Source organism: Nonomuraea sp. NPDC051941 (assembly GCF_044593615.1).
Genome location: NZ_JBIUCF010000014.1, coordinates 116,819 through 133,116, shown reverse-complemented (window position 1 = coordinate 133,116; position 16,298 = coordinate 116,819). Strand labels below are relative to the sequence as shown.

15 protein-coding genes are annotated in these 16,298 nt (G+C 68.7%); 9 read left to right on the top strand and 6 right to left on the bottom strand.

Annotated features, from left to right (window positions below):
* Window positions 1-11: 11 nt before the first annotated feature.
* Genes ACIHFD_RS24135 through ACIHFD_RS24125 form a run of 3 tightly spaced genes read right to left on the bottom strand, consistent with a single transcriptional unit; the run spans window position 12 to window position 3,972 of the window.
* Window positions 12-983 carry an ABC transporter substrate-binding protein gene (locus tag ACIHFD_RS24135; RefSeq protein WP_350730217.1) on the bottom strand — a complete coding sequence of 324 codons (972 nt, stop codon included), beginning with the start codon at window positions 981-983 and terminating at the stop codon, window positions 12-14.
* Complete coding sequence (locus ACIHFD_RS24130; protein ID WP_397368790.1) at window positions 980-2,896, bottom strand: ABC transporter permease; 1,917 nt, start codon at window positions 2,894-2,896, stop codon at window positions 980-982. The genes ACIHFD_RS24135 and ACIHFD_RS24130 overlap by 4 nt, the downstream gene beginning before the upstream one ends.
* Window positions 2,893-3,972, bottom strand: coding sequence for a glycine betaine/L-proline ABC transporter ATP-binding protein (locus ACIHFD_RS24125; protein ID WP_397368789.1), 1,080 nt, complete (start codon window positions 3,970-3,972; stop codon window positions 2,893-2,895). Before ACIHFD_RS24125 ends, ACIHFD_RS24130 begins: the two co-directional genes overlap by 4 nt.
* A 311-nt stretch (window positions 3,973-4,283) precedes the next feature.
* On the opposite strand from ACIHFD_RS24125, the gene ACIHFD_RS24120 reads away from it, so the two are divergent.
* The 4 genes from ACIHFD_RS24120 (at window position 4,284) to ACIHFD_RS24105 (ending at window position 8,251) form a co-directional block, all read left to right on the top strand.
* On the top strand, window positions 4,284-6,875 hold the full coding sequence (locus ACIHFD_RS24120; RefSeq protein ID WP_397368788.1) for a nitrate- and nitrite sensing domain-containing protein: 2,592 nt from the start codon (window positions 4,284-4,286) through the stop codon (window positions 6,873-6,875).
* Window positions 6,872-7,291 carry a roadblock/LC7 domain-containing protein gene (locus ACIHFD_RS24115; RefSeq protein ID WP_185071497.1) on the top strand — a complete coding sequence of 140 codons (420 nt, stop codon included), beginning with the start codon at window positions 6,872-6,874 and terminating at the stop codon, window positions 7,289-7,291. The genes ACIHFD_RS24120 and ACIHFD_RS24115 overlap by 4 nt, the downstream gene beginning before the upstream one ends.
* A gap of 98 nt (window positions 7,292-7,389) precedes the next feature.
* Entirely contained in the window at window positions 7,390-7,704 is a 315-nt protein-coding gene (locus tag ACIHFD_RS24110; RefSeq protein ID WP_350730360.1) for a DUF742 domain-containing protein, read from the top strand.
* Complete coding sequence (locus ACIHFD_RS24105) at window positions 7,685-8,251, top strand: ATP/GTP-binding protein (protein WP_350730225.1); 567 nt, start codon at window positions 7,685-7,687, stop codon at window positions 8,249-8,251. Before ACIHFD_RS24110 ends, ACIHFD_RS24105 begins: the two co-directional genes overlap by 20 nt.
* 12 nt (window positions 8,252-8,263) lie before the next feature.
* On the opposite strand, the gene ACIHFD_RS24100 is transcribed toward ACIHFD_RS24105, so the two are convergent.
* On the bottom strand, window positions 8,264-9,223 hold the full coding sequence (locus ACIHFD_RS24100; RefSeq protein WP_397368786.1) for an SIS domain-containing protein: 960 nt from the start codon (window positions 9,221-9,223) through the stop codon (window positions 8,264-8,266).
* Complete coding sequence (locus ACIHFD_RS24095) at window positions 9,220-10,248, bottom strand: hypothetical protein (RefSeq protein ID WP_397368785.1); 1,029 nt, start codon at window positions 10,246-10,248, stop codon at window positions 9,220-9,222. Before ACIHFD_RS24095 ends, ACIHFD_RS24100 begins: the two co-directional genes overlap by 4 nt.
* Window positions 10,249-10,502: 254 nt before the next feature.
* On the opposite strand from ACIHFD_RS24095, the gene ACIHFD_RS24090 reads away from it, so the two are divergent.
* From ACIHFD_RS24090 to ACIHFD_RS24075, 4 genes are read left to right on the top strand one after another with little or no spacing between them, the layout of a single operon-like run.
* Entirely contained in the window at window positions 10,503-11,627 is a 1,125-nt protein-coding gene (locus ACIHFD_RS24090; RefSeq protein ID WP_397368784.1) for a spermidine/putrescine ABC transporter substrate-binding protein, read from the top strand.
* 4 nt (window positions 11,628-11,631) lie between these two features.
* On the top strand, window positions 11,632-12,480 hold the full coding sequence (locus tag ACIHFD_RS24085; protein WP_350730233.1) for an ABC transporter permease: 849 nt from the start codon (window positions 11,632-11,634) through the stop codon (window positions 12,478-12,480).
* Window positions 12,473-13,252 carry an ABC transporter permease gene (locus ACIHFD_RS24080; protein ID WP_355207130.1) on the top strand — a complete coding sequence of 260 codons (780 nt, stop codon included), beginning with the start codon at window positions 12,473-12,475 and terminating at the stop codon, window positions 13,250-13,252. Before ACIHFD_RS24085 ends, ACIHFD_RS24080 begins: the two co-directional genes overlap by 8 nt.
* Window positions 13,239-14,288: an ABC transporter ATP-binding protein gene (locus ACIHFD_RS24075; RefSeq protein ID WP_397368783.1), complete on the top strand. Its 1,050-nt coding sequence runs from the start codon at window positions 13,239-13,241 to the stop codon at window positions 14,286-14,288. The genes ACIHFD_RS24080 and ACIHFD_RS24075 overlap by 14 nt, the downstream gene beginning before the upstream one ends.
* A gap of 2 nt (window positions 14,289-14,290) precedes the next feature.
* Here ACIHFD_RS24075 and ACIHFD_RS24070 read toward each other — a convergent pair whose 3' ends face one another.
* Window positions 14,291-14,896, bottom strand: a complete 606-nt coding sequence (locus ACIHFD_RS24070) for a TetR family transcriptional regulator (protein WP_363962883.1) — start codon at window positions 14,894-14,896, stop codon at window positions 14,291-14,293.
* A 125-nt stretch (window positions 14,897-15,021) separates the two neighbouring features.
* Here ACIHFD_RS24070 and ACIHFD_RS24065 point away from each other — a divergent pair, with 125 nt between their 5' ends.
* Window positions 15,022-16,296, top strand: a complete 1,275-nt coding sequence (locus tag ACIHFD_RS24065; protein WP_397368782.1) for a glycosyltransferase — start codon at window positions 15,022-15,024, stop codon at window positions 16,294-16,296.
* The last annotated feature ends 2 nt before the right edge of the window (window positions 16,297-16,298 follow it).

Here is a 16,298-nt window from a genome sequence, read left to right as displayed (position 1 = left end):
TCAAGAGGGCGTCACTTGGGGATCCAGGCCTGCCACTTGGCGGTGTTGGCCTCGATCCACTTCTTGGCGGCCTGCTCGCCGGTCAGGCCGTTGTTGGTCATGTCGTTGGCGACCGCGTTCTGGTCCTCGTTGGTCCAGCTGAAGTTCTTGACCAGCTCGTACGCCTTGCCGCCGGTGTCCGCGAACTTCTTGCTGACGATCTTGTCGAGGTCCATCTCCGGGTAGTCGCAGGCGACCTTCTTGGGGTCGGCGTCGCAGCCGTCGGTCCAGGCCGGCAGGTTCACGCGGACCAGGTCCACCTTGTCGAAGAGCCAGTGCGGCGTCCAGAAGTAGAACAGCAGCGCCTTCTGCTGCTCCTGCGCCTGCGTGGCGGACTTGAGCAGGGCCGCCTCGCTGCCGCCGGTGACGACCTTGTAGTTCAGCTTCAGGTTCTTGACCAGGGCCTCGTCGTTGGTGACGTAGCTGGGGTCACCGTCGAGGAGCTGGCCCTTGCCGCTGGACTCCGAGGTCTTGAACAGGGAGGCGTACTTGTTGAGGTTCTTGTAGTCGGTGATGTCCGGGTACTTGTCGGCCATCCACTTCGGTACGTACCAGCCGATGATGCCCTTGTTGCCGGTGGAGCCGGCCTCGGCCGCGACCTTCTTCTCCTCGATGAACTTCTTCTTCAGGTCCGGGTGGCCCCAGTTCTCGATGATGACGTCGACGTCGCCGGTCTCGAAGCCCTCCCAGGCGAGCTGCTCCTTGATCTCGGGCAGCTCGACGTTGTAGTGGAGCTCGTTCTTCAGCAGGTACGCGACGACGTTCGCGCTGGCCTCGTAGCCCACCCACGGGTTGATCGCGATCTTCACGGTCCCGGTGGCGGCGCTCGATCCGGAGGCCGCCGGGGCGGCGGAGGAGCTGGGAGAGGTCTCGACCTTGGCTCCGCCGCAACCGACAGCGGCGAGTCCAAGGGCGAGGAGGCCTGCGAGCAGGCGAATCTTCATGTGGATTTCCTTTTTCGGGGGGAGGGGCGCCTGTCGGCGCCCTGCGTGATGCGGTCGAGCATGACGCCGAGCAGCACGGTCGCGATGCCGGCCACGAAGCCCATGCCGAAGTCGGGTCGCTGGGAGAATCCGACGACCACGTCGTAGCCGAGGGCCCCCGCCCCGACCAGACCGCCGACGACCACCATGGCCAGCGTCATCACGATGCCCTGGTTGGCCGCGAGCAGGATCGCCCGCCTGGCCATGGGCAACTGCACCTTCCACAGGAGCTGGCCCGAGGTCGAGCCCGCCGAGGTGGCCGCCTCGACGACCGTGGCGGGCACGCCCTTGATGCCGTCCTCGACCAGCCGCACCACCGGCGGCACCGCGTAGATGACGGAGGCGAAGATCGCCGTGAACCGGGTGGTCTCGAACAGCGCCAGCGCCGGCAGCAGGTAGACGAACGCCGGCATGGTCTGCGCGGCGTCGAGTATGGGCCGCTGCACGGCCGAATATCGCGGCGAGCGGGCCGCGGCCACGCCGAGCAGCAGCCCGGCGAGCAGCGTGACGAACACCGCGACGACGACCGTGGTCAGCGTCTGCATGGTGTGCTCCCAGACGCCGAGCAGCGCGATGGCCAGCAGGCAGACGAGCGCCGTCAGTGCCGCGCGTACCCCGCTCACCCGCCAGGCCACGGCCAGCACCGCCAGGGCGACCAGCCACCACGGGGACGAGGTGAGCAGCGTCTCCAGCGGGTTGAGCAGGACGCCGGTCGAGAGGTCCTTGATGAACGTGGTCACCCCGTACCAGCTGGTCTCGGCCCAGCGGACGGCGTCGTTCACCTCGGCCACGAAGTTGACCGTGAGGCCGTCCGGCCACGTCCTGGGCAGCACGGGGATGAGCGCGACCCCGGCCACCGCCAGCACGCCGGCGGCGACGAGATCGACCGTGCGAAGCCTGGCGTGCGGCCCGCGGTGGGCGATCGCCATCATGGTCCGGTCGAGCAGCACCGCCATGATGACGATGGCCACGCCCGCCGGGAGCATGATGCCGACCTGCGCCCGCGACAGGCCGCGGATGATGTCGCCGCCCAGGCCGGGCGCGGAGATCAGGTTGGCGATGACGACCATGGACAGGGCCATCATGATCGTCTGGTTGACCGCCAGCGCCATCGTCGACCTGGCCAGCGGCAGGTAGACCTTGAACAGCGTCTGCCGGCCCGTCGCGCCCAGCGAGCCGGACGCCTCGACGGCCGTGGGCGAGACCTCGGAGATGGCCAGCGCGGTGATCCGGATGGCCGGGGGGATCGAGTAGATCATCGTCGCGATGGCCCCCGCCGGGGCACCGATGTGGAAGAACAGCGCGAGCGGCGCCAGGTACGCGAACGTCGGCATGATCTGCATGACGTCCAGCACCGGCGTGATCACCCGCCGGACGCGGCCCGAGAGCCCGGCCCAGACGCCCAGCGGGATCCCGATCGCCAGCGACAGCAGCACCGAGACTGCGACCAGGGCCAGCGTGTCGACGCTCGACTGCCAGAGCCCCAGGAAGCCGAACGCGCTCACGCCCGCCACCGCGGCCAGCCCGATTCGCCAGCCGCCCGCCAGCCAGGCCAGCGCGCCCATGACGCCGGTGATGCCGGGCCAGCCGAGCGCGTACAGGACGGACTGGAAGATGCCGTACAGCCAGCCCACGAAGAGCCGGATGTAGTTGAGGAAGTACAGGAAGAGCGGGTTGTCGTTGCGGTGGTCGTCGATCCACTCGCGCAGGTCGGTGACGGCCAGGAACTGCGGCGCCTCCTTGTCGTGCGGCAGCGTCGCCGTGCCGCGGAAGACCAGGTACGCCACCACGAAGAGGACCGCCACCCCGGCGGGGACCGCCCACCTCGGCACCTTCAGCCGGGACGAGGGCGTGGTGACCACGGTGGAGCTCATGCCTTCACCGTGACGTCCGCGCCGGACAGGAAGGTCAGCAGGTCAACGCGGTCCACGACGCCCACGAGGTCGTCGCCGTCCACCACCCTGATGGGGCGGGAGGAGGCGGACGAGGCGCTGATGGCGTCCATGATGAGCGTGGTGGCCGGTAGGACGGGCCCGTCCAGCGGCTCGCCGGGCTCGGGCTCGCGGCAGATCCAGCGCAGCGTCAGCACGTGGCTCCTGGGCACGTCGCGGACGAAGTCGGCCACGTAGTCGTCGGCGGGCGCGCCCACCAGCTCCTCCGCGGTGCCGAGCTGCACGATCGAGCCCGCCCGCATGATCGCGATCCGCTCGCCCAGCTTCAGCGCCTCGGACAGGTCGTGCGTGATGAACACCATCGTCTTGCCGACTTCCCGGTGCAGGCGGATCACCTCGGCCTGCATGTCGCGCCTGATCAGCGGGTCGAGCGCGCTGAACGGCTCGTCGAACAGCATCACCTGCGGGTCCACGGCCAGCGCGCGGGCCAGGCCGACGCGCTGCTGCATGCCGCCGGAGAGTTGGTCGGGGTAGGCGTCGGCGTAGCCGTCGAGGCCGACGAGGGAGAGGATCTCCGCCGCCCGCGCGTGCCTGGCCGCCTTGGCGGTGCCCTGGATCTCCAGCCCGTACGCCACGTTGTCGATCACCTTGCGGTGCGGCAGCAGGCCGAAATGCTGGAAGACCATGCTGACCTGATGGCGGCGGATCTCGCGGAGCCGGGCGGGGGAGGCACGGCCGATGTCGTCGCCGCCGATCCTGATCTCGCCCGCGCTGGGCTCGATCAGCCGGGTGAGGCAGCGTACGAGGGTGGACTTGCCGCTGCCGGACAGGCCCATGACCACGAAGACCTCGCCCGGTCGCACCTCGAAGCTCACGTCCCTGACGGCGGCGGTGCAGCCGGTCTTCTCTCTCAATGCGGCCTGGTCGAGATGCCTGTCCTCGCTGTCCAGGACTTTCTGTGCCCTGGATCCGAAGATCTTCCAAAGGCCCTCAACAGTGATGGCCGCGCTGTCGGGAGAATCCCCCACCCTCGCCTCCTTCTTTGACCGCCACAACATATGGCGCGATTAACGGAAATCTCAACGCCGTGACACTCCAGAGACCTCCATGCTCCTGTGGTGTTATGGGATTGGAACGTACTAAAGCCCCACATGGGGACATTCAACTCTTTAAAGGCTTATTTCCCGCTTTCCGATCATGAATCATGGAGCTCCAGGTTTTGGCACTTGAGTCACACGAGTCGCTTTTTGTAGCGTTATGTTCGGGTGGGCCACACTGCTGTGGGATGTGTTCTAATTGGCCGGCACTTAGCTGATTTCCCATGGGACACAGCCCCCTCAAATACGCCGATTCGGGCGAGGTGCGTTCGGTGACTACAGCGTTGGGTGAGAGGCAGGCCAGTAACGGCAACTGGCGGCTGAGCAATTGGCGCGTCCGCGCGCGCCTTGTCGCCCTCATCCTGATCCCGACGGCCGCCGCCGTCCTGCTCGGCGGCATCCAGGTGCTCGCCAGGACGTCCGCCGCCGGTGACTACGCGCGTACCAACCAGTTCGCCCAGCTCTCCGCCGAGCTGGGCGCGCTCACCCACCAGGTCGCGGCCGAGCGGGCCACGACCGCCTGGTACATCGCGCGCAACCGGCCGGCGGGCATGCTCTCCACGGTGCAGGCCCAGATGGACCAGGCCGACCTGGCCGTCAGGAAGGTACGCGGCACCGCCGGGCAACTGCTGACCGAGGTCAGCGGCCGTAGCGCCGACCAGCTCGAGAACCTGCTCAGCCGCATGGACGACCTGACCGCCCTGCGCAAGCAGGCGCTGGAGGCCAACCTGCTGCCGGGCCCCGCCGTCGAGCTCTACACGACCGTGATCGGCGACCTGCTCTCCGTCCACAACGAGCTGATCAAGGACAGCGTGGACGACGAGCTGTTCCGCCAGACCCGCATGCTGAACGCCCTGGCCAGGGCGAAGGAGAGCGTCTCCTACCAGCAGGCGCTGGTCACCGCGGTGCTCGTCGAGGGCGCGTTCGACCAGGACCAGCTCAAGCGCTTCCTCGGCGAGCAGTCCAAGGAGCTGAACGAGCGCAAGGCGTACTCGACCGAGGCCACCGCCGACGAGCGCCGCTTCTTCGACGAGACCGTCAACGGCAGGTCCGCCGACCGCATGTTGTTCCTGCGCGAGCTGGTGCTGATCAGGAGCACGAAGGGGCTGCCGCTGCGCGGCCTCGACCTGAGCAAGCGCGACGACGCCAAGGAGTGGTTCGACGCGGCCAACGTGGTCGTCGACTCCATGCGCGAGGTCGAGGAGCGCCAGGCCCAGGGCATCGTGGCACGCAGCGAGGCGCTCAGCGCGGACGAGCGGCAGCAGGCGTTCGTGACCGCGGGCGCCGTGCTTGCGCTGCTCGTGGCGGTCCTGCTCATCACCACCGGGGTGGCCAGGTCGCTCGTGCGCCCGCTGCGCCGCCTGCGCGGCGAGGCGCTGGAGATCGCGGGCAGGCGGCTGCCGGACTTCGTCCAGCACCTGCGCGAGTCCCGCGACGGCGCCGTCCAGGCCGAGGTCCCGCCCATCGGGATCTTCTCCAGGGACGAGGTCGGCGAGGTCGCCCGCGCGTTCGACGAGGTGCACCGCGAGGCCGTACGGCTGGCGGGCGACGAGGCCAAGCTGCGCGCGAACGTCAACGCCATGTTCGTCAACCTGTCCAGGCGCAGCCAGACGCTGGTCGAGCGGCAGCTCACGCTGATCGAGCGGCTGGAGCGCGGCGAGCGCGACGACACCAGGCTCGGCGACCTGTTCAAGCTCGACCACCTGGCCACCCGCATGCGCCGCAACAGCGAGAACCTCCTGGTCCTGGCCGGCCAGGAGGCGGCCCGCAAGTGGAGCGAGCCGGTCGAGCTGATGGACATCGTGCGGGCCGCGCTCGGCGAGGTCGAGAGCTACGACCGGGTCAGCATCCAGGTCCAGTCGGACGTCGCCATCGCCGGCCAGGCCGTCACCGACGTGGTGCACCTGCTGGCCGAGCTGGTCGAGAACGCGGTCTCGTTCTCCTCGCGGGACACCAAGGTCATCATCTCCAGCAGCCGCATCGACACCGGCTCGCTGATGTTGTCGGTCACCGACCACGGGATCGGCATGAGCGCCGAGGAGCTGGCCGAGGCCAACTGGCGGCTGGCGAACCCGCCCGTCGTGGACGTGTCGGTGTCGCGGCGCATGGGCCTGTTCGTGGTCGGCCGGCTGGCCCTGCGGCACAGCATCCGCGTCCAGTTGCGCATGCAGGACATCGGCGGGCTGACCGCCATGGTGCTGATCCCGCCCGCGCTGCTCACGGCCGTGTCGGGCGCGATGCCGGGTGCGGTGCCCGTGCCGGCGCGCATTCCGGTGCCCAGGCAGGCCCACCCGCCGACACCGGCCGCGCCCTTCCCGGGGCACCCGTCCTTCGGGACCCTGCCGCCCGCCGACCCTTTTCCCGGGCCCTCGTACGGGCATCCGTCGCTGGACATCGTGCCCGCGGCGCCCGAGCCGTCGTCCTGGTTCAGCTCGTCGCAGGCGCACTCGGTCGAGCAGCTACCGCCGGACCTGGGCGGGCCGGCGGACTCCTATCCGTCGTTCGCCACCCCGCCGGCGCCGTCCAAGGACGAGGAGTTCCTGCCCATCTACTCCGCCGTCGAGGGGAGCGGCTGGTTCACCAAGACGACGCCCACGGCCGACCACCGGGACCCGGCCTGGTCCTCACCCGCCGATCAGGGCTGGCAGGCGGCCGGCGCGGCCGCCGAACCGGCGCAGAACGGCATGACCAACTCCGGCTTGCCGAAGCGGACCCCGAGAGCGAATCTGGTACCGGGCACCGCGAGTCCGAAACCCCCGACCGCTTCCGCTCCTCCGGTGTCGCCCGACCGGTTGCGCAACAGGCTGGCCAGCTACCAGCAGGGTGTGCGCAAGGGTCGCGCCGAGCTCGAGGAGGACTCATGAAGGAGCTCAGCCAGGCGGCCAGAGACATGAACTGGCTGGTCAGCAGCTTCGTCGACGAGGTCCCCGGCGTGGCGCACGCGGTGGTCGTGTCCGCCGACGGGCTGCCGATGGCGTACTCCAGGGGCTTCCCCAAAGACCGCGCCGACCAGCTGGCCGCGATCGCGGCCGGGCTCGTCAGCCTCACGCAGGGGTCGGCGCGCGTGTTCGAAGGCGGCGGGGTCACCCAGACGCTCGTCGAGATGGACCGCGGCCTGCTGCTGGTCATGTCGATCAGCGACGGATCCTGCCTGGCGGTGCTGGCCGCGCCCGACTGCGACATGGGCCTGGTGGCCTATCAGATGACGATCCTGGTCGAGCGCGCCGGGCAGGTGCTCACGCCTGCCGTGCGGGCGGAACTGTCGGCGGCGCGTCCGTAATGGATCCCGCTGCGGCCGGACAGACAGGGTGATGGGAGTGGACGTTGGCATCGTGGCACAACGATGAACCGGAGTCGGAGCGCAGCTCGCTCGTCCGGATGTACGCCGTCACCGGTGGCAGGACGACTCCTCGTACGGAGCTCGCCATGGAGGCCCTGGTATCGTCGGCCACCTCGGCACGACTCGGCATGACGTACACCCGTGAATATCGCGCGATCAGCGAGCTGTGCCGGCAGGTGCGCTCCGTGGCGGAGATCTCCGCGCTGCTGGGCGTTCCTCTCGGGGTGGCGAGGGTGCTGGTGGCCGATATGGAGGCGGATGGGCTGGTGAGGGTGTACCAGCCCCAGCTGGACGCGGGCCTTCCCGACAGGGGCCTGCTCGAAAGGGTATTGAGTGGACTTCGCAGGCTCTAGCCGGCTCACCTCCACGAAGATCGTCGTGGCGGGCGGGTTCGGTGTAGGGAAGACCACGTTCGTGGGCTCCGTGTCCGAGATCATGCCGCTGACCACGGAGGCGGTGATGACGGACGCGTCCGAGGGCATCGACGACATCGGGCTCACGCCGGGCAAGACCACCACCACCGTGGCCATGGACTTCGGGCGGCTCTCGCTGGACCAGGACCTGATCCTCTACCTGTTCGGCACGCCGGGGCAGCACCGGTTCTGGTTCATGTGGGACGACCTCGTACGCGGCGCCATCGGGGCCGTGGTGCTGGTGGACTCGCGGCGGCTGGCCGACAGCTTCCCGGCCATCGACTACTTCGAGGAGTCCGGCATCCCGTTCGTCATCGGGCTGAACGGCTGGGACGGGGTGTTCCCGCACACCGAGGGCGAGGTGCGGGAGGCGCTCACGCTCTCCCCGCACATACCGGTCATCCGCACCGACGCGCGGGCGCGGCCGGCGGTCAAGAACACCCTCATCTCGCTCGTCGAGCACGCGCTCGCCGCGCGGGCCCACTGACTACCGCACTGACTACCGCGCCGACCACCAATTCCCGGCGACCAGCTCGGCCACCAGCGTCTCGGTGAGCAGGGCGACGTCCGGGTCGTCGTCGTGCGCGTACCTGACGGCGGCCCTGGCGTCCTTCACCTCGCCGCCCACCGTGACCACCGTGGAGCCGCGCTCGCGCACCCAGTCCATGGCCTGCTCGGTGTAGCGGGAGCCGGGGAAGAGCAGCGCGCGGTAGTCGAGGGTCTTGGTGAGGTAGACGTCCACGTGTGCCCAGTCGCCCGTCTCGCACGCGTCGGCGGGACGGCGCGGGCCCTCGCGGAACATCAGCGCCGACTGCTCGGCCGACGACAGCCGCTCGGCGGGGGCGACGGTGTAGACGCCGCGGTCGCCGTCCAGCAGTTCCATGGTCATGGGGAGCCACTCGTCCCTCCTGTCCAGGAGGTCCGTCGTGGCCTCGGCGGCCCGCTCCAGCAGCTTCGGCAGGTCGCGGCCCCTCCCGGTGAGGTGGGCCTCCAGCGCCAGGAGGAGGGCCAGGGTGTGCTGGAACGTACGGCAGGCGACGCCGCCGCGCTCCTCGCCCGCGCGCATGTCGACCACCAGGTCGGCCCGCTCGGCGAGAGGGGAGCCCTGGATGTTGGTGAGCGCCGCCAGGTAGGAGGGGCCGCCCGTGTACCGTTCCACGGCGTCGAGGGTCTCCCTGCTCGAACCGCCGGCCGAGATCGGGACGACCAGGGTGTCCGCGGCGGCCGGGTAGGTGGCCTCCGCGGAGGCGTAGTCGGCGTACGCGTCCACGCCCGCCCGGCGCAGGCGCAGCGCGGCCACGCCCGCGGCGTACCGGGAGCTGCCCATGCCCAGGAAGAGCACCCGGGTCAGGCCCGAGGGGAGCGCCGCGAACGGGTTCTCCTCCCTCAGGGCGGCGGCCAGGCTCCTGAGCGCCGCCGGCTTGGCCTCCAGGTCGGACAGGTAGAGCTCGGAATTCACGTGATGTTCTCCTCTTGGTACCAGGTGCGCAGGACGCCCATGGGGGCGTAGCGCCAGCGGGGCAGGTGGCGGGCGGCGTAGATGAGTTCGCGGCACTCCTGCTCCACCTCGAACGGCCGGACCAGTCTCTCGTCGAGCAGGTCCGGCCGGTCCTTCTCGGCCAGGCGGGCCCTGTAGGCGGCCAGCAGCCCGGCGCGGGCCTCGGCTGCCCAGGCCGCCGCCGCGCCGGGGTCGGTGCCCCTCCGCTTGATCGCCACCTGGGCCACGTGCTCGATGCTCGTGGTGAGCTGGGCCACGTCCCTGGCGGCCGGCTGGCACGGGTCGGCGTCGGTGACGGTGGGGTTGCCGTCGAAGTCGATCACCGCGTAGCCGTCCCGCCATTTGAGGATCTGGCCCACGTGCAGGTCGCCGTGGATCCTGATGCGGGGGCCGGTGATCGGCTCCTGGAGGGCGGCCAGCTCGCGCCGGATCGCCGGGGTCCGCGTGGCCAGCCACGCGCCGTCCTCGCCGTCCGTGAGCGCGAGCGCCTCCGCGAGCGCGGCCTCCGCCCTGGCCGCCGTACCCGCGGCGCCGGGCTCCTGCGCGGGGGTGGGGAGCGTGGCGAGAGCGAGGTGCAGGTCGGCGGCGAGGCGGCCGAGCACGGGGGCGAAGTCCGTGGCGCCGGCCTCGGCCTCGTCGACGCACCACTCCCAGCCGTCGCGGGCCTCCGGAAGGTAGCCCGTGACCAGGGCCAGGAGCTGCTCGTTCCCGTCCACATCGCGGGTCAGGGCCGCGTAAGGGGGTGCTGTGTCGTTGAACCCCGCCTCAACGAGGTGGGCGAAGACCTCTGGGGTGGGGTGGGGCAGGGGGACGGGTGGGGTGATCCACTTGACGACGACCTTCTCGTCGACGATCACCGAGTAGTTCGTCTGGTCAACGTGCGCGCCGAACTCCCGCTCACCTGGGGCCCCAGTGTGGAGATCTCCAAGGCTGTACGAGAGGGTGGGCAGCGGGAGGAAGCGCCGCACCGCGAACGGCGGCGGCACCTCACCCTCCAGCAGCGGGAGAAGTGTGGCGCTGACACCCCGGTCTCGGGCCGTGAGGGGCCTCTCACCGAGAGAGAGCAGCCGATCTGCTATTGAATCCCAATTCAACTCGTAGACCAAACTTCCAGGTAGCAATGTCAGCAAAAGTCTTGCTCATGTTGATTTCCCCTGCAACACTCCTGCTCTGGTCTGCTGTGTCCGGTAAGGTCGCGCGACCCCTCAAAACTGCACAAAATCCAGAAGGAGTAGCGGCCGTGTCCCGTATCCGGTTCACCCGTCGTCTCCCGGTCGCTGTCACAGCGGCCGGCCTCGCGCTCGCCGTCGCGGCGTGCGGCGGTGAGTCGTCGACCAGCTCAGAAGGCACGACGCCGGCGGCGGCGGACCAGCTCAAGCCCAACGCGGACCTGTCGCAGCAGACGCTCCAGATCACCGTCTGGCCGGGTTACACCCCCGAGGAGCTGCCGGCGAAGGTCAAGGCGAAGCTCAAGGTCAAGGACATCAAGGTCGCCCTGCACGACACCAACGAGATCGCGATGACCAAGCTCACCGCCCCCGGTGACAGCGGCATCGACGTGGCGTTCGTGTCCGGCCAGTACGCCCAGGCGCTCAACGCGGCGGGCCTGCTGGAGCCGATCCACCCCGAGCTGATCCCCAACCTGGCCAACCTCTACCCGGAGGCCACCCAGCTCTCCTACGACAAGGGCAACAAGTACTCGGTGCCCTACACCTGGGGCACGACCGGCATCTGCTACCGCTCCGACCTGGTGAAGTCCGAGCCGACGAGTTGGAACGATCTGCTCAAGCCCCCAGCCTGGGCCGACAAGAAGGTCACCATGATGACCACCGAGCGCTGGCTCGCGCTGCCCGCGCTCAAGGCCCTCGGCTACTCGGTGAACACCGACAAGGACGACGAGATCGCCAAGGCCAAGGACCTCCTCGTCGCGCAGAAGCCCCACCTGCTCACCTACGACGACACCACGTTCGGCGACAAGCTGAAGTCCGGCGAGGCCGTCATGGTCGAGGCGTGGGACGGCTGGTGCCCGACCACGGACCCGAAGGGCAACATCAAGTTCAAGGTGCCGAAGGAGGGCAGCGACCTCTGGGTGGACACCATGGTGATCATGAAGTCCTCCAAGAACAAGGAGGCCGCGCACGCCTTGATCAACTACGTCCTCGACCCCGAGATCCACAGCTGGGCCGCCGAGAACATCAACTACAAGGTCCCGAACAAGGCCGCCATGGAGCGGGTGCAGGTCGCCAAGGGCTCGCTGCTGGACGTCAAGCCCGCCGAGCTGCTCAACGGTGAGTCGATCATCGACCTGGGCCAGGCGTCGACCAAGTTCACGCGCCTGTCGACCGAAATCACGGCGCAGCAGTAAAGCGGTGAAGTCTGAGGTCAAGGCCCGGCCGGCGTCCAAGGGACGCCGGCTGGGCGCGTTCGTTTTCCTGTCACCCGGCGTCACCTATCTGATCGTGCTGCTGCTGGTGCCGCTCGCGCTGGTGCTCAGCAACACGGTGTTCCAGCGTGGCCGCTTCGGCGGCGTCGTCTACGAGTTCACCACCGAGAACTTCGAGCGCCTGGTCGATCCGCTCTACCTCGGCGTGGTGGGCACCTCGCTGAAGATCGCGACCCTGACGACACTGATCGCGCTGCTGATCGGCTATCCGACGGCCTACCTGATCGCCCAGCTGCCGCCGAAGTGGAAGACGGTGGCGCTGGTCGCCATCGTGCTGCCGTTCTGGACGAACTTCATCATCCGCGTGTACGCCTGGATCATCCTGCTGAGCGGCCCCGGCGTGGTCAACTCGCTGCTGGGCACGGACCTGGAGCTGCTCTACAAGCAGGGCACGATCGTCACCGGGCTGCTCTACTCGTACCTGCCGCTGATGGTGCTGCCGCTGTACTCCGCCATCGAGCGGCTCGACCCGCAGCTCAGGGAGGCCTCGGCCAACCTGGGCGCCTCGGCGTTCACCACCTTCAGGAAGGTCACGCTGCCGATGACGGTCCCGGGCGTGATGACCGGGTGCCTGTTCGTGTTCGTGCCGAGCTTCGGCAACTTCGTCATCCCCGAGATCCTCGGCGGCAGCAAGTCGATCATGGTGGGCAATCTGATCCGCGACCAGTTCCTGAAGGCCCGCGACTGGCCGTTCGGCTCGACGCTCGCGCTGGCGCTCATCGCGGTGCTGATCGTGCTGCTCATCGTGCAGGCCAGGGTGGCGCGCCGTGCGTAGGTCAAAGCTCCTGTACGTCCCGTTCTGGGCCACGTATGTCTTCCTGTACCTGCCGATCGTCGTGCTCGTCGTCATGTCGTTCAACTCCGGCAAGTCGGCGTACACGTACGAGGGCTTCAGCCTCAAGTGGTACGGCGAGCTGGTCAACGACAAGCTGGTCAGGGACGGCCTGGTCAACACGCTGATCGTGGCCACCGGCTCCACGGTGATCGCCACCGTGCTCGGCACGCTACTGGCCGTCGGGCTGGCCCGGCACACCAGGTCCAAGACGCTGGACGCCATCGCGCTCATGCCGGCGGTCCTGCCCGACCTGGTGATCGCGATCGGCCTGCTGCTGTTCTACGGCCTGATCCAGCTCACGCTCGGCCTGTACTCGGTGATCCTCGCCCACGGCCTGTTCGCGATGGCGTTCGTGGCCGCGGTGGTGCGCACCAGGCTGACCAACTCCGACACCTCGCTCGAGGAGGCCTCGCGGGATCTGGGCGCGGGGCCGGTCACGACGTTCTTGAAGATCACGCTTCCGCAGCTGACGCCGGGCATCGTCGCCGGCGCGCTGCTGGCGTTCACGCTGTCGCTGGACGAGTTCGTGATCGCGTTCTTCACGATCGGCAACAGCGACCAGACGCTGCCGATCGTGATCTATTCGATGATCCGTTTCGGGGTCACCCCGAAGATCAACGCGCTGGCCGCGATCCTGCTCCTCGTGAGCTTCACGGCGGTGATCGCCGGGCAGCGCATGACGAAGATCGGGGAGAGACGTGCTCAGGATTGACGGGATCACCCGCAGGTTCGGGGAGGTCACGGCGCTCGACGAGGTGTCGCTGGAGATCGGCCAGGGCGAGTTCTTCGCGCTGCTCGGCCCTTCGGGCTGCGGCAAGACCACGCTGCTGCGCATCATCGCCGGGTTCGAGACGCCCGACCGGGGCACGGTGACGCTGGACGGCGAGGACCTGCTGTCCAAGCAGCCGAACCGGCGGCCGATCAGCCTCATGTTCCAGTCGTACGCGCTGTTCCCCCACATGACCGTGGCCAAGAACGTGGCCTACGGCCTGGAGCGCGAGCGGCTGCCCCGCCAGGAGGTGAAGCAGCGCGTCGGCGAGGTGCTGGAGACCGTCGGGCTGTCGGCGCACGCGGACCGCAAGCCCGCCCAGCTCTCCGGCGGCCAGCGGCAGCGGGTCGCACTGGCGCGTTCCATCGTCAAGCGGCCCCGTCTGCTGCTGCTCGACGAGCCGCTGTCGGCCCTGGACAAGAAGGTCCGCGCCGACATGCAGCTGGAGCTCAAGCGGCTGCAGCACGAGGTGGGCATCACGTTCGTGGTGGTCACGCACGACCAGGAGGAGGCCATGTCGCTGGCCGACCGCATCGCGGTCTTCGACAGCGGCAAGGTGCGGCAGGTGGACGAGCCGATCGCGCTCTACGAGCGGCCCCGCACGGCGTTCGTGGCCGACTTCGTCGGCGCCAACAACCTCTTCCACGGCACGGCCGGCGGCCTCGACGGCATCAAGACCGAGGACTTCGGCATGCTGGCCGGCGCCCCGCTCGAAGAGCTCGAGGCAGGCGCCAAGGCGCTGCTGGCGATCCGGCCGGAGAAGGTCGAGCTGGCCGGCGAGAGCGCCACCCGCGGCCTCAAGGGCAGCGTCCTGGACGTCAGCTTCTACGGAGGCGTGTCGCACATCTCCGTGGACGTGCCGGGCCACGTCAAGCCGGTGCTGGTCGCCGTGCAGGGCGCGAGCACGGTGAAGGCGGGCGCGAAGGTCAAGGTGCGCTGGAAGGCCGAGGACGCGGTCATCATGGCGGTCGACCGGTGAGCTCAGCGGGCCAGGTCGTTGCCCGTGGCAGCGCGGGCGTACGAGAGGATCAGTTCGGCCGCCTCGGCCGGGCCGATCACCGGGTGCCTGGCCGTGATGCGGTAGCCGTACGCGTCCTCCAGCGCCACCAGGTTGCGGGCGATCGTCAGCGAGTCGGCGCTCAGCCTGAACACCCCCAGCGCGGCGCCGGTGTCCAGGACCGCCTGGTACATCGAGACCTGGCGGTCGTAGAGGGAGGTGAGCAGCACGCCGTAGACCCGGTTGCGGCCCGCGGCCCCGCCCAGCTCGTTGAGCAGGCGGACATCGGGGTCGAGCGACCCGGTCGGCAGCCCGGACTTGATCGTGAGCACCAGCTTCTCGACCGGGTCGGTGAGGGTGTTGAGCTGCCGCACGCGCTGCTCGTAGAAACGTTCCATGCCCGCGTGCTGCGCCTCGACCAGCAGCTCGCTGAGGTCGGGGTAGTGGTAGAGCACCGCGCCGGACGTCAGACCGGCCTCCTCGGCGACGTGCGAGAGCTGTACGCCGTCGATGCCGTGACGGATGATGGCCCTGCGCGCGGCCTCGATCAAGTCGATGCGCCGGTCACTACGGCTCTTACGCTGAGCCACCCCCACCGCCTTCACTCGTTTGGCTGCTGTTCAGTTAGCCGTGACCATAGTGCCCGTTACTTGACCTTCACGCTAGATCAGTTCTTGAATTCCTCTTCAAATTGATGAGTTTCCCCGGAGCCTCGATGTCTCTCACCATCCTGTTCATGCCGGAAAGCGCCTACGGGCCGACCAACAACTCGATCGGCATCGGCGACATCCTCCGCCGCCGCGGCCACCGCGTCGTCTTCGCCGCGGAGGCGTCGTGGAAGGGCAAACTCGAAGCGCTCGGCTTCGAGGAGGACCTCGTCGACCTCGCCCCGCCGCCCGAGGACGCCGCGGAGGAGCAGGACCCGGGGCAGTTCTGGAAGGACTTCATCCGCGAGACCGCCCCCGAGTACCGCAAGAGCACTCTGGAGCAGCTCGACACCGTCACCAAGCCGATCTGGGACTCGCTGATCGACGGCGTGAAGTACTGCGAGCCGCAGCTCAAGGCGATCATCGAGCGCGTCAACCCCGACGTGATCGTCGAGGACAACGTGATCACGTTCCCGGCGCTGCTCACCGCGGGCAAGAAGTTCGTCCGCATCGTCTCCTGCAACCCGCTGGAGGTGCGCGGCGAGAACATCGCGCCGGTCTTCTCCGGCCTGCCGGCCGACGACCGCTCGGAGTGGGAGGCCTTCCGCGCCGAGTACGACCGCACCCACCGCGAGCTGTGGACCGCCTTCAACGAGTGGTGCGTCGAGCAGGGCACCGAGCCGCTGCCCGACCTCGACTTCATCCACGAGGGCGACCTGAACCTCTACGTCTACCCCGAGATCCTCGACTACGCCGACGCCCGCCCGCTCGGCGACTCCTGGCACCGCCTCGACTCCTCGGTGCGCGAGACGGACGAGGCGTTCACGCTGCCCTTCGATCGCAATGAGGGCTCGCTGGTCTACTTCTCGCTCGGCTCGCTGGGCTCCTCCGACGTGGAGCTGATGCAGCGCGTCATCGACGTGCTGGCCACCACGCCGCACCAGTACATCGTCTCCAAGGGCCCGCTGCACGAGGAGATCAAGCTCGCCGACAACATGTGGGGCGCGGAGTTCCTCCCGCAGACTAAGATCATCCCACTGTGTGACCTGGTCATCACGCACGGCGGCAACAACACGACCACGGAGGCGCTGCACTTCGGCAAGCCGATGATCCTGCTGCCGCTCTTCTGGGACCAGTACGACAACGCCCAGCGGGCCGACGAGCTGGGTTATGGTGTCAGGCTCTCCACCTACACCTTCACCGACGAAGAACTGAAGGGCGCGGTCGAGCGGCTGCTCGGGGACACCGAGCTGCGTGCCCGGCTCGCCGCCGCGGGCGAGGAGATCAGGGGTCGCGACGGCCTGCGCAAGGCCGCCGACCTGATCGAGCAGCTCGGCCAGTGAGG